Source organism: uncultured Fretibacterium sp. (assembly GCF_938030725.1).
In the GTDB taxonomy this organism is placed as follows: Bacteria; Synergistota; Synergistia; order Synergistales; family Aminobacteriaceae; genus Fretibacterium.
On the sequence record NZ_CALHIQ010000029.1, the window covers coordinates 1 to 17,761 of the forward strand.

Annotated in this window: 22 protein-coding genes, 1 tRNA gene and 1 pseudogene; 22 read left to right on the forward strand and 2 right to left on the reverse strand. The window is 65.6% G+C overall.

The window, feature by feature from the left end:
• The first annotated feature begins 69 nt into the window (after positions 1–69).
• The 18 genes and pseudogenes from Q0629_RS02040 to Q0629_RS10140 form a co-directional block, all read left to right on the forward strand.
• Positions 70–495 (forward strand): tyrosine-type recombinase/integrase, encoded by a 426-nt coding sequence (locus Q0629_RS02040; RefSeq protein WP_298778294.1) that lies wholly within the window; start codon positions 70–72, stop codon positions 493–495.
• An 81-nt stretch (positions 496–576) separates the two neighbouring features.
• Complete coding sequence (locus Q0629_RS02045; protein WP_298778296.1) at positions 577–894, forward strand: helix-turn-helix transcriptional regulator; 318 nt, start codon at positions 577–579, stop codon at positions 892–894.
• Between the two features lie 16 nt (positions 895–910).
• Positions 911–1,078 carry a hypothetical protein gene (locus Q0629_RS02050; protein WP_298778299.1) on the forward strand — a complete coding sequence of 56 codons (168 nt, stop codon included), beginning with the start codon at positions 911–913 and terminating at the stop codon, positions 1,076–1,078.
• Positions 1,075–1,332 (forward strand): type II toxin-antitoxin system RelE/ParE family toxin, encoded by a 258-nt coding sequence (locus Q0629_RS02055; protein WP_298778301.1) that lies wholly within the window; start codon positions 1,075–1,077, stop codon positions 1,330–1,332. Before Q0629_RS02050 ends, Q0629_RS02055 begins: the two co-directional genes overlap by 4 nt.
• Before the next feature lie 315 nt (positions 1,333–1,647).
• Positions 1,648–2,418, forward strand: a complete 771-nt coding sequence (locus Q0629_RS02060) for a Nif3-like dinuclear metal center hexameric protein (RefSeq protein ID WP_298778304.1) — start codon at positions 1,648–1,650, stop codon at positions 2,416–2,418.
• 180 nt (positions 2,419–2,598) lie between these two features.
• Entirely contained in the window at positions 2,599–3,609 is a 1,011-nt protein-coding gene (trpS, locus tag Q0629_RS02065; RefSeq protein WP_298778306.1) for a tryptophan--tRNA ligase, read from the forward strand.
• 18 nt (positions 3,610–3,627) lie between these two features.
• A complete protein-coding gene (locus Q0629_RS02070) occupies positions 3,628–4,407 on the forward strand; it encodes a segregation/condensation protein A (protein ID WP_298778308.1) in 780 nt (259 codons plus the stop codon).
• On the forward strand, positions 4,376–5,017 hold the full coding sequence (gene scpB, locus Q0629_RS02075) for an SMC-Scp complex subunit ScpB (protein WP_298778311.1): 642 nt from the start codon (positions 4,376–4,378) through the stop codon (positions 5,015–5,017). The genes Q0629_RS02070 and scpB overlap by 32 nt, the downstream gene beginning before the upstream one ends.
• Positions 4,998–5,726, forward strand: coding sequence for a pseudouridine synthase (locus tag Q0629_RS02080; RefSeq protein WP_298778313.1), 729 nt, complete (start codon positions 4,998–5,000; stop codon positions 5,724–5,726). Before scpB ends, Q0629_RS02080 begins: the two co-directional genes overlap by 20 nt.
• A 24-nt stretch (positions 5,727–5,750) precedes the next feature.
• The gene (locus Q0629_RS02085; protein WP_298778315.1) at positions 5,751–6,641 is read left to right on the forward strand and encodes an HDOD domain-containing protein; all 891 of its coding nucleotides are present in this window, start codon (positions 5,751–5,753) and stop codon (positions 6,639–6,641) included.
• Positions 6,642–6,652: 11 nt separating this feature from the next.
• Positions 6,653–7,327 (forward strand): (d)CMP kinase, encoded by a 675-nt coding sequence (gene cmk / locus Q0629_RS02090; protein WP_298778318.1) that lies wholly within the window; start codon positions 6,653–6,655, stop codon positions 7,325–7,327.
• A complete protein-coding gene (locus tag Q0629_RS02095; RefSeq protein WP_298778320.1) occupies positions 7,324–7,953 on the forward strand; it encodes a lysophospholipid acyltransferase family protein in 630 nt (209 codons plus the stop codon). Before cmk ends, Q0629_RS02095 begins: the two co-directional genes overlap by 4 nt.
• A complete protein-coding gene (gene hflX, locus Q0629_RS02100) occupies positions 7,934–9,097 on the forward strand; it encodes a GTPase HflX (protein WP_298778323.1) in 1,164 nt (387 codons plus the stop codon). The genes Q0629_RS02095 and hflX overlap by 20 nt, the downstream gene beginning before the upstream one ends.
• 22 nt (positions 9,098–9,119) lie before the next feature.
• Positions 9,120–10,004 (forward strand): YicC/YloC family endoribonuclease, encoded by an 885-nt coding sequence (locus Q0629_RS02105; RefSeq protein WP_298778326.1) that lies wholly within the window; start codon positions 9,120–9,122, stop codon positions 10,002–10,004.
• 12 nt (positions 10,005–10,016) lie between these two features.
• Positions 10,017–10,577, forward strand: a complete 561-nt coding sequence (gmk, locus tag Q0629_RS02110; protein WP_298778329.1) for a guanylate kinase — start codon at positions 10,017–10,019, stop codon at positions 10,575–10,577.
• An 88-nt stretch (positions 10,578–10,665) separates the two neighbouring features.
• On the forward strand, positions 10,666–10,899 hold the full coding sequence (locus tag Q0629_RS02115; protein ID WP_298778331.1) for a DNA-directed RNA polymerase subunit omega: 234 nt from the start codon (positions 10,666–10,668) through the stop codon (positions 10,897–10,899).
• Positions 10,896–12,113: a bifunctional phosphopantothenoylcysteine decarboxylase/phosphopantothenate--cysteine ligase CoaBC gene (coaBC, locus tag Q0629_RS02120; protein ID WP_298778333.1), complete on the forward strand. Its 1,218-nt coding sequence runs from the start codon at positions 10,896–10,898 to the stop codon at positions 12,111–12,113. The genes Q0629_RS02115 and coaBC overlap by 4 nt, the downstream gene beginning before the upstream one ends.
• A gap of 74 nt (positions 12,114–12,187) precedes the next feature.
• Positions 12,188–12,349, forward strand: a pseudogene (locus Q0629_RS10140) (hypothetical protein); the annotation flags it as partial.
• Positions 12,350–12,534: 185 nt separating this feature from the next.
• On the opposite strand, the gene Q0629_RS02130 reads toward Q0629_RS10140, so the two are convergent.
• Complete coding sequence (locus tag Q0629_RS02130) at positions 12,535–12,717, reverse strand: hypothetical protein (RefSeq protein ID WP_298778338.1); 183 nt, start codon at positions 12,715–12,717, stop codon at positions 12,535–12,537.
• Between the two features lie 125 nt (positions 12,718–12,842).
• Here Q0629_RS02130 and Q0629_RS02135 point away from each other — a divergent pair, with 125 nt between their 5' ends.
• On the forward strand, positions 12,843–13,889 hold the full coding sequence (locus Q0629_RS02135) for a hypothetical protein (protein ID WP_298778339.1): 1,047 nt from the start codon (positions 12,843–12,845) through the stop codon (positions 13,887–13,889).
• A gap of 163 nt (positions 13,890–14,052) precedes the next feature.
• Positions 14,053–14,140, forward strand: a tRNA-Ser gene (locus Q0629_RS02140).
• Between the two features lie 89 nt (positions 14,141–14,229).
• On the opposite strand, the gene Q0629_RS02145 is transcribed toward Q0629_RS02140, so the two are convergent.
• Positions 14,230–15,459, reverse strand: a complete 1,230-nt coding sequence (locus tag Q0629_RS02145) for a nucleotidyltransferase family protein (protein ID WP_298778341.1) — start codon at positions 15,457–15,459, stop codon at positions 14,230–14,232.
• Positions 15,460–15,569: 110 nt separating this feature from the next.
• On the opposite strand from Q0629_RS02145, the gene Q0629_RS02150 reads away from it, so the two are divergent.
• Positions 15,570–16,763: an acetate kinase gene (locus Q0629_RS02150; protein ID WP_298778343.1), complete on the forward strand. Its 1,194-nt coding sequence runs from the start codon at positions 15,570–15,572 to the stop codon at positions 16,761–16,763.
• Between the two features lie 89 nt (positions 16,764–16,852).
• Positions 16,853–17,428 carry a DUF177 domain-containing protein gene (locus Q0629_RS02155; protein WP_298778345.1) on the forward strand — a complete coding sequence of 192 codons (576 nt, stop codon included), beginning with the start codon at positions 16,853–16,855 and terminating at the stop codon, positions 17,426–17,428.
• The last annotated feature ends 333 nt before the right edge of the window (positions 17,429–17,761 follow it).

Consider the following 17,761-nt stretch of genomic DNA (forward strand, 5'->3'; position numbering starts at 1 on the left):
GCAAAGGACGTCGCCAACCAACCCCTTTGTACGGTCACAGGACAATGTAATCGGGAAGATTGCCACACCATGATAACAGAACTTCAAGCGAAAAGCGCCAAGCCCAAAGACAGGCCCTACATGATTCTCGACGACCGCGGCCTGATGCGGACCATACGGGAATATCCCTATCCCATCATGCGGGCCGCTATGCTCTTTTCGGTCCTGATCTTCGCCCGGCCCGGCGAGGTGCGGGCCGCCGAGTGGGCGGAGATCGACACGGAGCGTGTCGAGTGGCGCATCCCCGCCGAGAAAATGAAGATGCGTCGCCCGCACATCGTGCCGCTGGCCACAAAGGCCCTTGCCGCGCTGGAGGAACTGCGCCGCTCACGGGGTCGGGACGCTGGCTCTTTCCCAGCCCCGGAACGACGTCCCGTATCTTTGCTCCACGGGATATGTGTTCACCTCCTCGCATGTGTCTTATCTATTGCATATATGCATTATACTAGGGAATAAGGCACATGTGCCTTATTATTTGAAGCTCTGCGATTGTGATAAATCTGGCAAATATGCATAATTTAAGCAGGAGGGGCGACGATGGACTTCAAGGATAGATTGATACAGGCGCGGAAGCTGGCGGGGATGACGCAGTACGACTTCTGCGAGGCTGTGGGCGTGTCCGTTGACACGGTGCGACGCTGGGAGGCGGGGAAGCTGGAGCCGACGCTCTCGAAACTGTTGCGGGCAGCGGAGGTTCTGAAGGTGAACGTGGGCTATCTGGCCACGGGGAAAGAAGATGAAATCGTGTTGCGGCAGGGGGACCTCTCGCTGACGCTTCCGGCCACGTCGGAGGGTTTTGCCTTTGTGGAGGCGAAACTGCGGGAGCTGACGACGGGAGATAGGTCGCCCGCATGACGGGAGGGGAGAGAAGATGAGCGTTGAGGTGCAGGAGCGCGTGGCGCTGTGGCGGGTGCCCGACCCGACGGAGCCGCCCCTGACGCCGGAGGAGGAAGCCGACGTGGAGCGGGCGCGGGAGCGTTTCGCGCAGGGGGACTATCTGACGTTGGAGGAGCTGCGCAGGCAGGTGTCCGCGCTGTGAATTGGACGGTTGTCACGGACAGGGACGTGCTGCGGCGTCTGGCCCGCATCCCGGAGCCGGAGCGGGGGCGTCTGGTTGAGGCGATCGAGGCGCTGGAGGGCGGTCCGGAGGCAGGCGATGTCCGGCGCCTTGCGGGGCGATCGGGGTACAGGCTGCGGGTGGGGCGATGGCGCGTCCTACTGGACATTTACGAGGACGCGCGCACCATTCACGTAACGCAGGTGGGCCCGCGGGGGGACATCTACAAAAAGTAATCCGGTGACCGTACAAGAAAACGGACAAACGTTGAGGTCCCAGCGGGGGAATCCTACGTTATTAACCGAGTTTCTGACCCTATACGGTGTCAGGTGGCACTGACGAGAGAGCCGGAAAAGCTCCGGTCAATGATAACCCCCGCCGCGAGGCGGGGTTTCATTATGTCAGAAGGAACGTGAAGGGAAGGACGAGCCGCGTTTGAGGGCGGAGGGCGGTGGGGGTGGCGGACTTCGCCAACCTCTCCTGAGGTCCGCTGCTTCAGGGCGGTTCGGCCGGTGCGGCTATAAATCTCAATCTTAGGGAAGTGACAGTCGATGAAAGTTCGCGATCTGCTGCAACGGGTGGACCGTGTTGCGCCGTTCAGCCTGGCTGAGGAATGGGACAACGTGGGCTTGATGGTGGGGGACCTGGATGCGGAGGTCAGCCGCGTCGGCATAGCCCTTGACCCCATCAGCGAGGCGATCGTGACGGCAGCGGAGCAGGGCTGTCAGGCGCTCCTGTGCCATCATCCGCTCCTGTTTCGCCCCTTGAAGAAGCTGGACCTGAACTCCGACCCCGGGCGCGCCGTGCGGGAGGCGATCAAGCGCGACGTGGCCGTCCTGGCGGCGCACACGAACTGGGACTGCGCGGAGGGGGGCGTCAATTGGGAGCTGGCCGGTCGCCTGGGCTTGATTGGGATAACGCCCCTGGACCCGAACGCGGGGCTGGGGGCGAAGGGCCGCCTTCCGGAAGCGGAGCCGCTCGACCGCTTCCTTGAGAAGGTCAGGGAGGCGTGGAACTTGACCCGCCTCGACTGTTACGCGCCTGCAAACTGTAGTATACTGCACGTGGCCCTCTGCGGCGGTGCGGGCTCGGAGTTCTGGCCTGCCGCCAGGGCCTGGGGCGCGGATATCTACCTCACGGCGGACGTCAAGTATCACGAGCTGATGGACGCGACCCGCGCAGGACTGGTCGTCGCCGTCGCGGACCATGGGGAGATGGAGCGCGTTTCCCTCCCGGAGCTGGCCCGGCGGATCGGCGTGGGGGGCGGCATCGAAACGGCATTGATCGACGTGAGGGGACTGAGCGCCCCCATTCGCTTGTAGGAAAGCGCTGACCTGAAAAGGTGCTGAAGGCGGCCGGAGATATCAAGCTAAGGGGTTCCTTCAGCGCTTCTCTGGGATGTTGAAATCAGGCGAACGTCGATTCAATCAGGCCGCCCGTCCTTTTGGACGGGAAACGGTCGGCCGTAGATGCACGGACAGGGACGAAAGGATTGGTCTGTTTTGAAGAAGCGGGTTTTCAGCGCGATGAGGCCCACTGGGCCTCTGCACCTGGGGCACATGGCCGGGGCGCTCAGCAATTTTGTCAAACTGCAGCAGGACGGGCAGTACGATTGCTTTTACAGTTTGGCGGACTGGCACGCCCTGATGTCCAATTACGCTGAATCGGCGGAGACGGGGGAGTACTGCTACACGGCCCTGCTGGACTGGCTGGCGGTGGGGCTCGACCCGGAGAAGAGCCCGATCTTTGTCCAGTCGCACGTGCCGCAGCACGCCGAGCTGGCCCTGGCCCTGGGGATGATCACCCCCCTGGGCTGGCTATACCGCAACCCTACCTATAAGGAGCAGATCGACAACATCAAGAACAAGGACCTGAGCACCTACGCCTTTCTGGGCTATCCCGTCCTGATGGCGGCAGATATCCTGCTGTACAGGGCGAGCCTCGTGCCGGTGGGGGAGGACCAGAGCGCGCACTTGGAGCTGAGCAGGGAAACGGTGCGGCGCTTCAACAACTTCTTCGGCGAAGGGCTGCTGGTGGAGCCTCAGCCGCTCTTCACGGCGACGCCCAAGGTTCCGGGTATCGACGGGCGAAAGATGAGCAAGTCCTACGGCAACGCGCTGCAGATATCGGAGTCGGCGGAATCCATGTGGCAAAAGCTTCGGGGCATGGTGACGGACCCCGCGCGCATCAAGAGGACGGACCCGGGGAACCCCGACGTCTGCCCCGTGTGGGATCTCCACAAGGTCTTCAACCCCGACGATGAGGAGAAAAAAGAGATCGCCGAGGGCTGCCGCACGGCGGGGATCGGCTGCGTGGACTGCAAGAAACGGCTGAACGCGCACATTCAGGAGATGATGGCCCCGGTGCGCGAGCGCCGCGCCCGCTATGAGGGGAACAGGAAGCTCCTGGACGATATCCTGACCGATGGGGCGCGCCGTGCCGAAGCCGTCGCGCGGGAGACGATGGGATCGATCTATCCCGCCATGGGGCTGCTGGTGAACCCCGCAAGGTAGTCCGGCGGGGGAGCGCTTATGGAGGCTTTTGACATCTCCGTCGAGGGGTTCTCCGGCCCTCTGGACCTCCTCTGCACCCTCGTGGAGAGCCGGCAGATGGAGGCGTCCCGCATCAAGGTGCGGCAGCTGGTGCGCATCTACGGGGTGTATCTGGCGCGCACGAAGCGCGCTTCCGTCGAAACGATCGCGGAGTTCTTCTACATGGCAGCGGGCCTTCTCCTCTCCAAGACCCGCTCCCTCCTGCCCGGCGCGGAGCCTGAGCTGGAGGAGGAGCTTGAGGTCGACGAGGAGGCCATCATGGAAACCCTCGTCCGCTACCGCCCCTATCACGCGGCGTCCCGCTGGCTGTGGGAGCGGCTTGAGGAACAGTCGCGCTGCTTCCGGCGGCCCGCTCAGGGCGCGTCGGAGGCCGATGGCGAGGAGGCTTTGGACCTCGAATACGACGTCGGGGACCTCTACTTCCTGGCCCGCGTTTGGTGGGGGGTCTTTGAACGCCACAACCGCGAACGGAGCCGCGAGCGGGAACGCCTGCTGGAGGAGGAGGCCGCCGACTGGGACGGGTTTGCCGAGGCGGCGCCGGACGAGGCGCTGATCGAGGACCGGATCGCGGAGTTGGACGGTCAGCTGGCGAGGGAGGGGACGCTCTTCCTGAGCGCGCTGTGTCGTGCCGCGCACTCGGTCAAGCTGCTGGTGGTCACGCTGCTGGCGCTCCTTGAGATGTGCCGCATGGGCAGGGTGCGCATAGAGCAGGAGGAGCTCTTCGCCGATGTCAAGGTCCTTGCCGAGCCGGCGGCCTGAGGCCGGGGAGCCCCTCTCCGTGCTGGCGGCCCAGATCGAGGCCGTCCTCTTCCTGGCGTCCTCGCCCGTGTCCGAGGCGGAGTTGCGCGGGGTCTTTGAGGTGTCCGGCACGGAGCTGGCGCGGGCCATCGAGGAGCTAGAAGAACACCTCAAGAGCGGGCACGGTCTGGTTTTGAAGGCCATGGCCGGAGGGTGGGTCCTGGGGACGAACCCCCATTTTGCGGAGGTCCTGTCGCGCTTTCGGGACACTGCCCAGAGGGGCCGTGTCCGCCTGAGCCGCGCGGCGGTTGAGACGGCCGCGATCATCGCCTACAATCAACCGGTCACGCGGAGCGAGGTCGAGGAGCTGCGCGGCGGCTTCCGCTCCGAGCGGGTCATCGAAACGCTCCTGGGGCACGAGCTCATCCGCATCGCGGGGCGTAAGAAGGCCAGCGGTTCCCCCCTGCTCTACAGGACCACGCCGAGGTTTCTCGAGGTCTTCGGCCTGGAGGCGATCGCGGACCTGCCGAGCCTGGAGGAGCTGGGCGAACTGGGCGCGGGCCCCCTGGACGACGGAGCCCGGGGCGGAGAGGACGACGTGGGGGATGGAGGTGAGGAGGACGAGGCTTAACGCATTTCTCGCCGCCTGCGGCGTCGCCTCGCGCCGGCGGGCGGAGGAGATCATTCGCGCCGGGCGCGTGCAGGTGGGGGACAGGATCGTCTTGGCCCCTTTCTTTCAGGTCGATCCCAAGGTGGATGAGGTGACCTGCGATGGCCGGACCCTGCGGGCAACGGAGCTCGTGTACGTGGTCATGAACAAGCCGGCGGGCGTGGTGTGCGCCGTAAGTGACAAGTACGACCCCGTGGTGGTCGACCTGCTTCCGGAGGCCGTGAAGTCGCACCGGGTCTATCCCGCGGGGCGGCTGGACCGGGAGAGCGAGGGGCTCCTGATCCTTACGAACGACGGCGCCCTCACCCAGGAGGTCATGCACCCCTCGAAGGGACTTCACAAGGAGTACGAGGCGCTCTTGAACGTCCCCATCAACGAGCGTCAACTCGCGCGGTGGCGCGGAGGATTCGAGATCGAGGGGCGAAGAGCCGTCCCGATCTCCGTGACCCTCATGAACCGGGAGCCGCAGGGGCGGTGGGTGTCCGTCGTCATCGGCGAGGGGCTCAAGCGGGAGGTTCGCGTGATGGCGAACCTGGCGGGCTTTTCGGTGGAGCGCCTGATCCGGAGGCGGCTGGGAAAGATGGTCCTTGAAAAACTTCGTCCGGGCGAGTTTGCGGATTTGTCTTTTTCCGAACTGTACACTAAAATATTCAAGGGTGGAGCAGTATAACCTGCATGCAAGGGGGACGAGTTCGTGAGTGAGGTAGACGAACGTTCAAAAGAACTAATCAAGACGCGCATTATCAGTAAGCTGAAGGACATCAAGTCCTTCCCCCAGTTTGTGTTGGAAACGCTGCGTAAGCTGAACGATCCCACAAGCAACGCGTCGGATGTCGCCCAGAGCCTGTCCAGGGATGAGGGATTGGTGCTGAGGGTGCTGAAGCTGGCGAACTCGGCCGCCTACGGCATGAGCCGCAACATCTCCAACATTTCGGAGGCGATCGCCCTTCTGGGGTACAAGAACGTCAGCAACATCGTCCTTGCCGCGACGGTCTACTCCGTTATGGACAAGGGCCTGTCGGGCTACGCGCTGGACCGGGGCGAACTGTGGCGCCACTCCCTGACGGTGGCCTACGCGTCGCGCTACATCGCCCAGGTGACGGGCAAGGTGCAGACCGAGGACGCCTACGTCGGCGGCCTCCTTCACGACATCGGCAAGGTGGTGCTGAACGACTACGTCCGCTTTGGCTACGGGCTCATCGTGAAGATGGTCGAGGAGGAACACGTCCCGTTCCCTGAGGCGGAGTTCCGCGTGCTGGGGTTCGATCACGCCATGGTGGGCGCCCTTCTGACCGAGCGCTGGGACCTGCCCGAGGCGTATCAGATGGCGGTGGCCTATCACCACAAGCCCAACGAGCTTCCGGAGGACAAGCTGCAGTATCAGCCGATCCTGGACGTCGTCAGCGTGGCGAACTCCATCTGCCTGATGCTGGGGATTGGGCTTGGGGCGGACGGGCTTCAGACCTACATGTTCCCAGAGCCCCTGGAGCGCCTCGGGATAACGAACTTCGAGGACCTGATGGCGGATCTGGTGGACTTCGCGGGGCGCATCGCCCAGGAGATGGTGGACATGAAGGGTCTGTAGGGAGGACGCCCTTGACCTACGTCCTGACGATCGACGGTCCGGCGGGCGCCGGCAAGAGCTCCACGGCGCGGAGGCTGGCCCGTCGTCTTGGCGTTCGCTACCTTGACACCGGCGCCATCTACCGCGCTGTGGCGCTCTTGCTTGACGAAGCGGGGATTCTACCCTCCGAGGAGGACGCGGTCCGGCGTGCGTTGGCCGGCGCCCGCGTCGAGTTGCGCGACGAGGGGATTCTGCTCAACGGGCTGGACGTCAGCCTAAAGATACGCACGCCGCACATCGACCGGGTCGTCTCGGCCTACTCGGCGTTGCCCTGCGTGCGTTCTGCGCTCCTTGGGCTGCAGCGCGACCAGGCAAAGTACGGCTCCCTGGTGGTGGAGGGGCGCGACGCGGGAAGCGTGGTCTTTCCCGATGCGCCCTTGAAGTTTTTTCTGACGGCCTCGCCTGAGGCGCGCGCCAGGCGCCGTTGTCTCGAGCGGGAGGCGAAGGGAGAGGACGTCTCCTACGAGGAGACGCTTGCGGCGATTCGGGAGCGGGACCGCTTCGACAGCAGCCGGGAAACGGCTCCTCTGAGGCAGCCTGAAGGGGCCGTCCTGCTGGACACGTCGGATATGAGCGAGGATGAAGTGGTGGAATACTTCGAGGACCTTGTCCGCGATGCCGTGCGAAGGGGGGACGTGGAGGAATGAAGCCGAACCCGGTCTTTTATGCGATCGTCAGCAGCCTGCTCCGCATGGCACTTCGGGTGTACAACCGGTGTTCCGTGCGCTGGGAGGAGCCGCTGGACCCCAACGAGAGGATGATCGTCGCCTGCAACCACACGAGCAACCTGGACCCTGTGGTCGTGGGGTGTTTTTTCAAGCGGCAGCTGCGCTACTTCGCCAAGGAGGAGCTGTTTCGGTCCTGGTTTTTGGGAACCGCCATCCGCGCCCTTGGCGCCGTGCCCGTCTCCCGCTCGGACAACGCCTCGGCAGCGGGTGCCCTGCGGGGGTTCATGAAGCTCTATCGGGACGGCAGCGACGTCCTGATCTTTCCGGAGGGAGGCCGTTCCCCTGACGGCAGGCTGAAGCCGCTCGAGGGCGGCGTGGCCCTGATTGCCGCCCATGAGAGGGCGCCCATTCTGCCGGTATTCATCCACGGCGCCTACGAGGCCATGCCCACCGGCGCGCATTTCATCAAGCCCCACAAGATCACGATAACGTTTGCGAAGCCGCTGCGCTTCCCCGAGGAGGTCTACGCCAGAAAGGACGGGAGGGACGTCATCATGCAGCGGCTGACGGACGTCATGAAGTCGCTTGAGTCGCAGGCGTCCTGAACGCTGTGAGAGCCGGAGCGGCGCCATCGTGGCGGCCCTCTCGCTCCCGGATCAGAGGGAGGGCCCGGAGGAACGCCTTGCGGAGCTCTCCCTTCTCCTTGCCTCGCTGGGCATTGAAACGCTGGGCTCCGCGGCCCAGGGCAGGGGGGAACCAAGCCCCGCCACCCTGGTGGGGCGCGGCAAGGCGGAGGAGCTGAGGCTCTTCTGCAGCTCCCAGCGGGCGCGCTACCTCGTGTTCGACGAAGCTCTTTCCCCCGTGCAGAGGGCCAATCTGGAGGCCCTGACGAAGGTGACGGTGTGGGACCGTCCCTTCGTTATCATGAAGATCTTCGAGCGGCGCGCGTTGACGGCGGAGGCGCGCCTCCAGGTCCAGATGGCCATGGCGCGCTATGAGATCCCGCACCTGAAGGGGTTGGGGCTGCAGATGTCCAGGACCGGAGGGGGCATCGGGACGCGAGGCCCCGGCGAGACGGAGTTCGAGCGCCACCGCCGGCGGCTGGAGCGTCAGGTGCGCGACATCGCGAAGAAGCTGGAGAACGTCCGCAGGCAGCGGCGTCTCGTGCGGGACAGGCGTCGAAAGCGCGGGCTCCCCACCATTTCGCTGGTGGGGTACACGAACAGCGGCAAATCGACCCTCCTGCGCGCCCTTTCGGGAGATGGGACCATCGTCGCGCAGGACCGTCTCTTCTCCACCCTGGACACGTCGGTGCGCCGCATCCCGCTGCCGGGGGGCGGCGCCTTTCTCCTGTCGGACACGGTGGGCTTCATCCGCAGCCTTCCGCCGGAGTTGGTGGCGGCGTTCCGTGCCACGCTCGAGGAAATTCAGGAGGCGGAGCTCCTCCTGCTGGTCCTGGATGCGTCCGACGCCAGGGCGATGGAAACCTATCAGGTCATCGTCGACACCCTCCTGGCGATTCGCTGTCACGAGCTGCCCCGCTTCCTGGTGCTCAACAAGCTGGACGCGGTTCAGCGGACGGAGGCGGAGGTGCTGGCGGCGGCGCTGGAGAACGCGGGGGAGAACGTCGTGAGGGTCAGCGCCCTTCGCGGTGACGGGCTCCTGGAATTGCGGCAGGAGATCGAGCGCTTCCTGACGGAGAGAAACCCCTGGTTCACCCGTCCCTCCGGCCTCCAGGGAGCGCTGTGACAGACGTTGGGGGAGGGCTTTCATGTTCTTGAGCATGACCGGATTCGGGCGCGCCTCGCGGGATTTCCCCTGGGGATCGGTAACGTTTGAGCTGACATCGGTGAATCATCGATATCAGGACTTTTCGACGCGGCTCCCCAGGGAGTTTGCGTCCATGGAGTGGCGCTTCCTCTCCATCCTGCGCGCTGCGCTGAACCGCGGGAAGGTCCGCCTCTCCGCGGAGGTCGCCTGGGCTCCAGGGGCGCGCACGCCGACGTTGGACGAGGAGGGGCTGCTCCAGTTCTTCCGGCGGGTGCAGTCCCTGGCCCGCGGGCAGGGGCTGACGGCTCCTGCGGACCTGACGCCGTTCCTCGTCCTGCCGGGGATCTGCGAGCTGGGCGGTGCGGCTGCCGCCGGGGTCCAGGAGGCCCCTGAGGTGTGGGACGACCTGTTGCGTGCCGCGCTGGATTCCCTCATGGAGATGAAGAGGACGGAAGGGGAGAAGATGCGCGCCGTCGTCGCTGCGGACCTGGAGGCCTTCGAGGACATCGTCCGAGGCCTTGAGGAGCGCTGGCGGACCGCCGCTGCGGCGGCCCTGGAGTCCCTGAGGACGAGGATAGAGCGCGTGGCGGAGCACTTTGAGCTTGAGGTGGATGAAGCCCGGGTCGCTCAGGAGGTATCCCTTCTCTCCGATCGCTGGGACGTTTCCGAGGAGCTGTCCCGCCTGGCGGCCCACGTCGAGCGGTTTCAGGAGACGATGGACGGAAGGGACTTGGCAGGGCGTCGTCTGGACTTCCTGATCCAGGAGATGAACCGGGAGGTCAACACCATGGGCTCCAAGGTGGCGGACGCGGAGTTCCGCTGGGGGGTCGTCGAGGCGAAGTCCTGCCTCGAACGCATCCGTGAGCAGATTCAAAACGTCGAGTAGGGGGGCCTGAGCATGAGGCGGGGAAAGCTCTTCATCCTGTCCGGGCCGAGCGGCGTCGGCAAGGGAACGCTTCGTGAGCGCGCCCTGAAGGACGTGGAGGGCCTGATCTACTCCATTTCCTGCACGACCCGCAGCCCGCGTCCGGGGGAGCGGGACGGCATTGAGTATCGATTCGTCTCCGAGGCGGACTTCAAGCGAAGGGTGCAGGAGGGGCTGTTTCTGGAGCACGCCCGCGTACACGATGCGTACTACGGGACGCTGCGCGCGGACGTGGAGCGCGAGCTGGACGCGGGGAACGACGTGCTGCTTGAGATCGACGTCCAGGGCGCAAAGCAGGTCCGCAGCCGCTTGCCGGACGCGGTTTCCATCTTTGTGGCGCCCCCCTCCCTGGAGGAGCTGGAGCGGCGCCTGCGGAATCGTCAGACGGAAAGCGACGACGAGCTGAGGCACCGCCTGGCGAACGCTGCGCTGGAGATGGAGCAGAAGGGGGCTTACGACCGGATTCTGGTTAACGACGACCTCGACGACGCCTCGGCCGAGCTGCGGAGGCTGATCCTGAGCTATCGGGAGTGAGCGGCGGCGGTCCGATGCCGTCTTGCAAGCTCAAGCTTATAGATGATTTTTTAGAAGGGGACTCTTCCCCGGAACCTGGAGTGAAAAGATGAAGTTCTACGACCTTGAGGGCCTGGCACAGAAGTGCGGGACGGATAACAAGTACGAGATTACGGTGAGCATCGCGGCGAGGGCGCGCTGGCTTGGCGAGCACAAGACCATCGAGAACGATCTGATGACGAACGAGCGCTATCTCTCCATGGCGCTTCTGGAGGTGGAGAAGGGGAACGGCATCCCCGCGCCAGGGGACCCGTCGATTTTGTCGCAGTCCGACGAACGATGACCTCCTGGAAGAGGGGCCGGAGGGTACTGCTCGGCGTCACAGGGGGCATCGCCGCCTACAAGATACCGGAGCTGGTGCGGCGCCTGCGGAGGGAGGACTGCGAGGTGGAGGTCATCATGACGTGCGCCGCGGAGCGCTTCGTCAGCCCCCTCGTGCTCGCTACCCTCTCCGGCCGGCGCGTCTGGCGTCAGGAGGACCTTCTGTCGGAGGAGTGCGGTGCCTCCATCCCCCACATCCGTCTGGCGGAGTGGGCGGAGGCGGTGGCCATCGTCCCCTGTACGGCGGACGCGGCGTCGGACCTCGCGCACGGCCGCGGGGAGGGACTGCTGGCCGCGGCGCTTCTGGCGGCTACGGCACCCGTGCTGGTCTTCCCGGCCATGAACGCCCACATGTACAGGAACGCTGCGGTGCAGGAGAACCTCTCGACCCTGGCCCGGCGCGGGGTGCGGGTGGTTGAGCCGTCGGCTGGGGCCCTCGCCTGTGGGGAGGAGGGGCCCGGACGGATGCCCGAACCCGTCGAGATCGCGGAGGAGATATTCCGCGCGCTGGCCCCCGTCCACGACCTGCAGGGCGTTCACGTCCTGGTCACCGCCGGGCCGACCCACGAGTACCTGGACCCGGTGCGCTTCATTTCCAACCCCAGCACGGGGCGCATGGGCCTGGCGATGGCCCGCGCCGCCTGGCATCGGGGCGCGGAGGTGCGGGTGATCCTTGGCCCCGTTGATCCGGCGCCCTGCTCCCTGTATGGGCTTGAGGTGACGCGCGTCGTGTCCGCCCTTGACATGCGGGATGCGGTCATGGCAAACCTCGATTGGGCTAAATTGATCGTCAAGGCTGCTGCCGTAGGGGACTATCGCGCAAGGGAGCGGCAGCCGCACAAGATGAAGCGCGAGGGGCGCGAGGCGCTGTCCCTCGACCTGGTGCAGAACCCCGACATCGCGGCGGAGGTGGGGGCGAACAAGAGGCCGGATCAGGTCCTGATCGGCTTTGCGGCGGAGACCGACGACATCCGAAAGAACGCCCGCGCGAAGATGGAGCGGAAGGGGCTGAACTTCATCCTGGCCAACGACGTCCTGGCCCCCGGCAGCGGCTTTGCCTCGGAGACGAACGCGCTGCGCCTGATCGCGCCGGACGGCGAGGAGCTCCTGTCCGGGAGGAAGGAGGACGTCGCCGACGCCGTCTGGAGCTCCCTGACGGGGCGGCTGCAGCTCTAAAAGTGTCCTCACAGCTCATTGAGGTCGTCGTCCCTGGCCCCTGGTGGAACGCCCTGACCTACGAGGCACCCTTTGTGCCCGAACCCGGCTCCCGCGTCAGGGTCCCGGTGGGCCGGGGGGAGCGCATCGGGTTCGCGGCGGGCCCCGCGCGGGAGAGGCCGGAGGCCGCGCTGCGCAGCGTCCGGGAGGTGCTGGACGAGAGGAGCCCCCTGGGCGCGGAGCTGTGGGAGCTGATGTGCTGGGTGGGGCGGACCTTTCTCTGCGGGACGGGCATGGTCTTGAAGACGGCCTGTCCCGCGAAGTTTTTGGAGGGGGCGCCGCTTGACGTTCCCCCCGGCGGGGAGCGGGAGGGGCGCGCCGAAGGGGACGCCTTTTGTGAGGAGCACTGCTTTGCCCCTTGGGATGAGGCGCGCGCGGCCTTTTACCGAGCTGCGTTGGAACGGCCGTGCCGGACGCTGGTCCTCTTCTCCGAGGCGGCGACGGCGCGGCGTTTCTTTGCGTCGCTCCCGGCCCACCTGAAGGCCGAAGCCGTGCTCTGGCCCTCCTCCGGGGGCAAGAAGCTCTGGGAGGTGTGGAGAGAGGTCCGGGCAGGGAACGCGCGCATCGTGGTGGCGCCTCCGGGCGGGGTCTACGCCCCGATGGCCCCTGGAGGAGGCGAGCCCCGCCTACGTCCCTCAACGGGCCCCCCGCGTTTCGGCCCGGAGCGTCGCGGGGCGGCGCGCGTCCCTGTTGGGGGTACGCCTGATCCTGGGCGGCCGTATGCCGTCGTCCAAGACCTTCCTGCGCGCCCACCCCGTCTGCGAGGTCCTGCCGAACCGCGACCGAATGGTCTTCGCGGACATCCGGCGCTCCCTGAAGGGGAGGGAGCGGGGCGTGGAGGGGGACCTGCCCCTGACCGTTTCGCTCCTGGACCGAACGCGGAGGGAACTGGAGAGGGGGCGGCACGTCCTCTGGATGCTGGATCGAAGGGGGGAGGCGGCCGAGGTCTTTTGCGTGGAGTGTGGACACTCGCCCCGCTGCCCCCGCTGCGGCGGCGTGATGCGCAGCGAGTCCTCAGGGCAGGCGCTGCGCTGCATTCACTGCGGCCGGAGAGAGCCCCTTCCCGAACGCTGTCCGGACTGCAGGGGGGGCCTCTGGTCGGGGCGGCGTCCTGGACTTGAGGCGTTGGCCTCCATGGCCGGCAGGCTGATGCCGGAATACCCCGTCCTCCTCCATGAGGGGGGAAAGATCAAGGCTCTGGAGGTTCCATCCCTCCTCCTGGGGACCCGGGGCGCGCTGGCGCTCTGCGACCGGTTGGACGTGGGGCTTGCCGCGTGGCTGGACCTGGACGCGGAGTTGCGCCGGCCGGAGTATGGCGCGCGGTTTCAGGCGTTCAGCATGGTGTGGGAGTCCTACTGGCGCGGCCGCCGCGACGGAGATGAGCCCGCGGGACGGACGGTGCTGATCCAGGGCCGCCGCTTCGGCGCGGAGTGGCGCGCGATCCTCTCCGGGGGCTGGGAGCGCTTCTGGCGCGGCGAGCTGGCGCTCCGCTCGGAGCTGGCTCTGCCGCCTGTCGAGCTGATGATCCAGATCGATCTGCCGGAGGGAGAAGACCGTGCCGAGGCCTCCCGCGCCCTGGAGGAGGCGGGGCTCTTCGTCATGGACCCAGGGGAGCCCGGCTCTCCGCTGTGGGTGAATGCCCCCTCCTCGGAGCCCGTCGCACGGGCCCTTGCGCCGCGCTTTGCCATCGGACGTTCAAGGCTGCATTTCCCCTCGGTGACCGTCTGGGCGGAGTGACGGCGCCCGGGGCGGCAGCGGAGAAACTGTGTGGAGGAGGGACTTGAAGAAATCGGTTGGCTGGAAAGGGAAGAACCGCATTTACTTTTGTTTTTGAGAAAGTTGCCGAACCTCTTTTATAAAGGGCGCATCTCGTGTATAATGTCCCTCGTGTTCGCTTCGCGGAGACGTGGCCGAGTGGTCGAAGGCGGGCGCTTGGAGAGCGTCTGAGCAGCAATGCTCCTAGAGTTCGAATCTCTACGTCTCCGCCATTTTTTTTATCCCCGTTGAGGACCGAACCCTGAAGCCCCCGTTTCAAGCGGGGGCTTTTTTCATGCAAATTTCTGGCGTCGTGGACGGCTCACGCCATGATGGGGCGCTGGCGCTCCTCGTGCCGCGGGTCCGGCGCGGGGAGCAGTGCCTCGTAGAGCGATGAGGCCCGAAACTCCATTTGCGCGGCGAAGCGCCCGACGGGGCTCCGCGCCGCGGCCAGGCGCGTGATGAAGGGCAGAGGGGAGGAGGCAGCGCGCAGGCGGAGGAGGGCCCGCCCCGTCTCGGTTGCGCCGAGGACCCGCGCGTAGGGCACGCCCAGCCGACCCGCGGCCTGCCACGACCAGCGGTCAACGCCAGCCAGCAGGCGCAGGGCCGTCCGACGGATTCGGGCCCGCGTGTAGCGTCCGGACGCGCACTGGGCCACGAAGTCCTCCATGCCGGCCGAGTTCGCCCTCCGCTTCAGGAACAGGTTCTCCATTCCCTCGTCCATCCCGTCAAAGCCTCTGAGGTCCTCCGGCTCGCTGCGGATGAGGACGGCCTGCAGCATCGGCCACAGCCCTTCGCCCGACGCGCAGAAACGCCCTTCCTCATCCGCCCGGCGGAGGAGGGACAGGGAGGTCTGCGGCACGGCGGAGGCCACCGGGCTCCCATCTTCCATGGAGGTGCTTCCCCCGCGAAGCGCCGCGCGGATGGACAGGCTGCTGGCCAGCGGGCCAGGAGCCGCGTCCCCGTGCCCTGCGCCCAGCCGCTGAATGGGAAGGGGCGTCAGGGAGCCGCCGAGCTCCTGAACGCGCAGCAGGTAGGAGATCGCCAACAGGTTGTTGGGGGAGGAGAGGAACGTCCCGCCGCCCGGCAGGAGGGATTCCAGCGCCCTGGCGGCCGCCCTGGCGTAGGACGCGCCGCATAACAGCTCGTCCTTCAGGCGTTGCTTGAAGGAGGCGGGTTCGTGGATTAGAATGTCGAGGATGGGGCTTACGTCGCGCGTGGAGTCCTCCATGCCGAAGGCGATGTGCGTCGCAAGGCGCGTCCGCGCCAGGAGGTCCACGGCGCCCGCGCTGAAGAACGGCGCGGCGCTGACCGCGAAGACGAAGGGCAACTCGATCACCAGGTCCGCGCCGCAGGCGAGCGCCATCTTCGTGCGGGTCCACTTGTCGACGACGGCGGGTTCGCCGCGTTGCGTGAAGTTGGACGACAGCACCACGACGCAGGGAACGTCGCCGCATCGCGCAAGGGCCGCGGCCAGGTGCAGGCGGTGCCCGTTGTGCAGCGGATTGTACTCGGCGACGATGCCGATGGCTGGACCTGTGATGTCTTTCATGGTATAAGTATAAACTATAATCCTTAAGATCGCGTTTTTTCGGGGCGTCTTTGACCGGAGGGTCCCGGCGTCCCTTCCTCCGATATTTTGAAAGGCAGGTAGCGCAAAAAATGAAAATTCTCGTCATCAACTGCGGCAGTTCCTCCCTGAAGTATCAGCTCTTCGACATGGACCACGAGTCCGTTCTGGCCAAGGGGCTGGTGGAGAGGATCGGTATCGACGGCTCCCAGATCAAGCACATGAAGACGGGGTTGGAAATGCTGGTCCAGCAGACGCCCATCCCGAACCACAAGGTCGCGATCCAGCTGGTGCTGGACACGCTGCAGCGAGGTAGGCACGGCGTGCTCACCTCGCTGGACGAGCTCTCCGCCGTCGGCCACCGCGTCGTCCACGGGGGGGAGGACTTCGCGTCCTCCGTCAAGATCGACGCGAAGGTCCTGGAGGCCGTGAAACGCTGCGTGCCCTTGGCGCCGCTGCACAACCCGGCCAACATCATGGGGATCGAGGCGGTCCTGGAGGTCCTGCCCAACGTCCCGCAGGTGGGCGTGTTCGACACCGCCTTCCACCAGACCATGCCGCAGCACGCCTTCATGTACGGCGTCCCCTACGGCTACTACGAGAAGTATAAGGTGCGCCGCTACGGCTTCCACGGCACGAGCCACTACTTCGTCTCCCGCCGCGCGGCGGAGATGCTGGGGCAGCCCATCGAGAAGCTGAAGATCATCACCTGCCACCTGGGCAACGGGAGCTCCATCACCGCGGTGGACGGTGGCAAGTCTGTCGACACCTCGATGGGCTTCACGCCGCTTGCGGGCGTCCTGATGGGCACGCGCAGCGGCGACGTGGACCCCGCACTGCTCCCCTTCATCGCCAAGACGGAGAAGATGGGGATGGACGAGATCGACATGCTGCTCAACAAGAAGAGCGGCCTTCTTGGGATATCCGGCACCAGCAGCGACCTTCGCGACGTGGAGGATGCTGCCTTGAAGGGCGACAAGCGCGCACAGCTGGCCGTGAACATGTTGAACTACGACATCAAGAAGTTCGTCGGCGCCTATGCCGCCGCCATGGGCGGAGTGGATGTCCTCGTCTTCACGGCGGGCGTGGGAGAGAACAGCATCCCCACCCGGGCCGCGGTCTGCGAGGGGCTTGAGTTTCTGGGGATCAAGATCGATCCCGAAAAGAACGCCGTTCGCGGCAAGGAGGCGGACATCAGCGCCGCCGACTCCAGGGTGCGCGTCCTGGTGATCCCCACGAACGAGGAGCTCATGATCGCCCGCGACACGAAGCGCCTGGCCTTTTAGGGACACCCTGTGACGAGAGCCTGCGTCCGCTGCACGCCCTGTGGCGGACGCGCCGTTTGTCCGCCACTGTGGAAAGGAGGCCCTGGGACATGGCCCAAAAGAAGAACCAGCCGCTGCGCTGCCTGATCGCCCTGCCGCCCCGGGGCGACTGCGAATCCCGGACGGAGGAGAGCTGGCATCTGCCCATCGAGGAGGGGATCGACTTCGAGGGGCAGCATTTTGACGCGCCGGAGGGAGGGACGGCCCATGCCGCCGCTCAGTGGCTTGAGCCCTCGCTCCTCTCCGTTTCCATCTCCGTCAGCGCGAAGGTCACGGCGCCCTGTGCGCGTTGTTTGAAGGAGACGGCCCTTGAAATATCGGACGTTTTGATGTATCTTTATTATTCGCGTGGGCTGGAATTGGGCCGGGACACGGAGCTTGCGTCCGATGACGGCTTTATGCCGGTGGAGGTCGATTACCTTGACCGCGTCTTGGACGTAGGGCCCCAGGTCGAGGAGAGCCTGTTGCTGCTCCTGCCGACGAAGGTCCTGTGCCGCGAGGACTGCGCGGGGCTGTGTCCGCGCTGTGGGGCCGACCTCAACGAGGGACGCTGTTCTTGCGTTGGGGGAGAAGGGGACCCGCGCCTTGAGGCCCTCCGCTTTTTCTCGCCGGACGAGAAGGCCTGAGCCGTTTCCTCCGGCACGGAGAAGTGAAGGTAACGCTGGCTGAGCGGTTGAGGAATTTAACCGTATGGCTCCCCACAGGGAGCCCAGCCCCATGTTAAAATTTGTGGGAAGCGCTGAAGGATACCTGCTAAGAAACCCTTAGGGGGTGCTTTTAACAGCTTTTTTAGTGAAATCGGCGTTTCTTAAGGAAACACTGATTAAGTCGTTGAGAACTGTCAACCGCATAGGCTTTCTTCAGTGCCTGAAACTTCATCAGGCCGCGCGAAGCGCGTGGGGATTGGGACTGACGGCCCGTGAGCAAGGGCGAACGGCAGCCGGAAGGCTCCCCGAAGG

Coding starts and splice junctions, on each gene's coding strand:
- Q0629_RS02095 (WP_298778320.1), top strand. CDS start 7,324: ATGAAGCCGAACCCGGTCTTTTATGCGATCGTCAGCAGCCTGCTCCGC.
- Q0629_RS02050 (WP_298778299.1), top strand. CDS start 911: ATGAGCGTTGAGGTGCAGGAGCGCGTGGCGCTGTGGCGGGTGCCCGAC.
- Q0629_RS02070 (WP_298778308.1), top strand. CDS start 3,628: ATGGAGGCTTTTGACATCTCCGTCGAGGGGTTCTCCGGCCCTCTGGAC.
- Q0629_RS02155 (WP_298778345.1), top strand. CDS start 16,853: ATGGCCCAAAAGAAGAACCAGCCGCTGCGCTGCCTGATCGCCCTGCCG.
- Q0629_RS02105 (WP_298778326.1), top strand. CDS start 9,120: ATGTTCTTGAGCATGACCGGATTCGGGCGCGCCTCGCGGGATTTCCCC.
- Q0629_RS02150 (WP_298778343.1), top strand. CDS start 15,570: ATGAAAATTCTCGTCATCAACTGCGGCAGTTCCTCCCTGAAGTATCAG.
- Q0629_RS02060 (WP_298778304.1), top strand. CDS start 1,648: ATGAAAGTTCGCGATCTGCTGCAACGGGTGGACCGTGTTGCGCCGTTC.
- Q0629_RS02145 (WP_298778341.1), bottom strand. CDS start 15,459: ATGAAAGACATCACAGGTCCAGCCATCGGCATCGTCGCCGAGTACAAT.
- gmk (WP_298778329.1), top strand. CDS start 10,017: ATGAGGCGGGGAAAGCTCTTCATCCTGTCCGGGCCGAGCGGCGTCGGC.
- Q0629_RS02115 (WP_298778331.1), top strand. CDS start 10,666: ATGAAGTTCTACGACCTTGAGGGCCTGGCACAGAAGTGCGGGACGGAT.
- coaBC (WP_298778333.1), top strand. CDS start 10,896: ATGACCTCCTGGAAGAGGGGCCGGAGGGTACTGCTCGGCGTCACAGGG.
- Q0629_RS02040 (WP_298778294.1), top strand. CDS start 70: ATGATAACAGAACTTCAAGCGAAAAGCGCCAAGCCCAAAGACAGGCCC.
- Q0629_RS02130 (WP_298778338.1), bottom strand. CDS start 12,717: ATGCGCGCGTTCCCTGCCCGGACCTCTCTCCACACCTCCCAGAGCTTC.
- scpB (WP_298778311.1), top strand. CDS start 4,376: ATGTCAAGGTCCTTGCCGAGCCGGCGGCCTGAGGCCGGGGAGCCCCTC.
- Q0629_RS02045 (WP_298778296.1), top strand. CDS start 577: ATGGACTTCAAGGATAGATTGATACAGGCGCGGAAGCTGGCGGGGATG.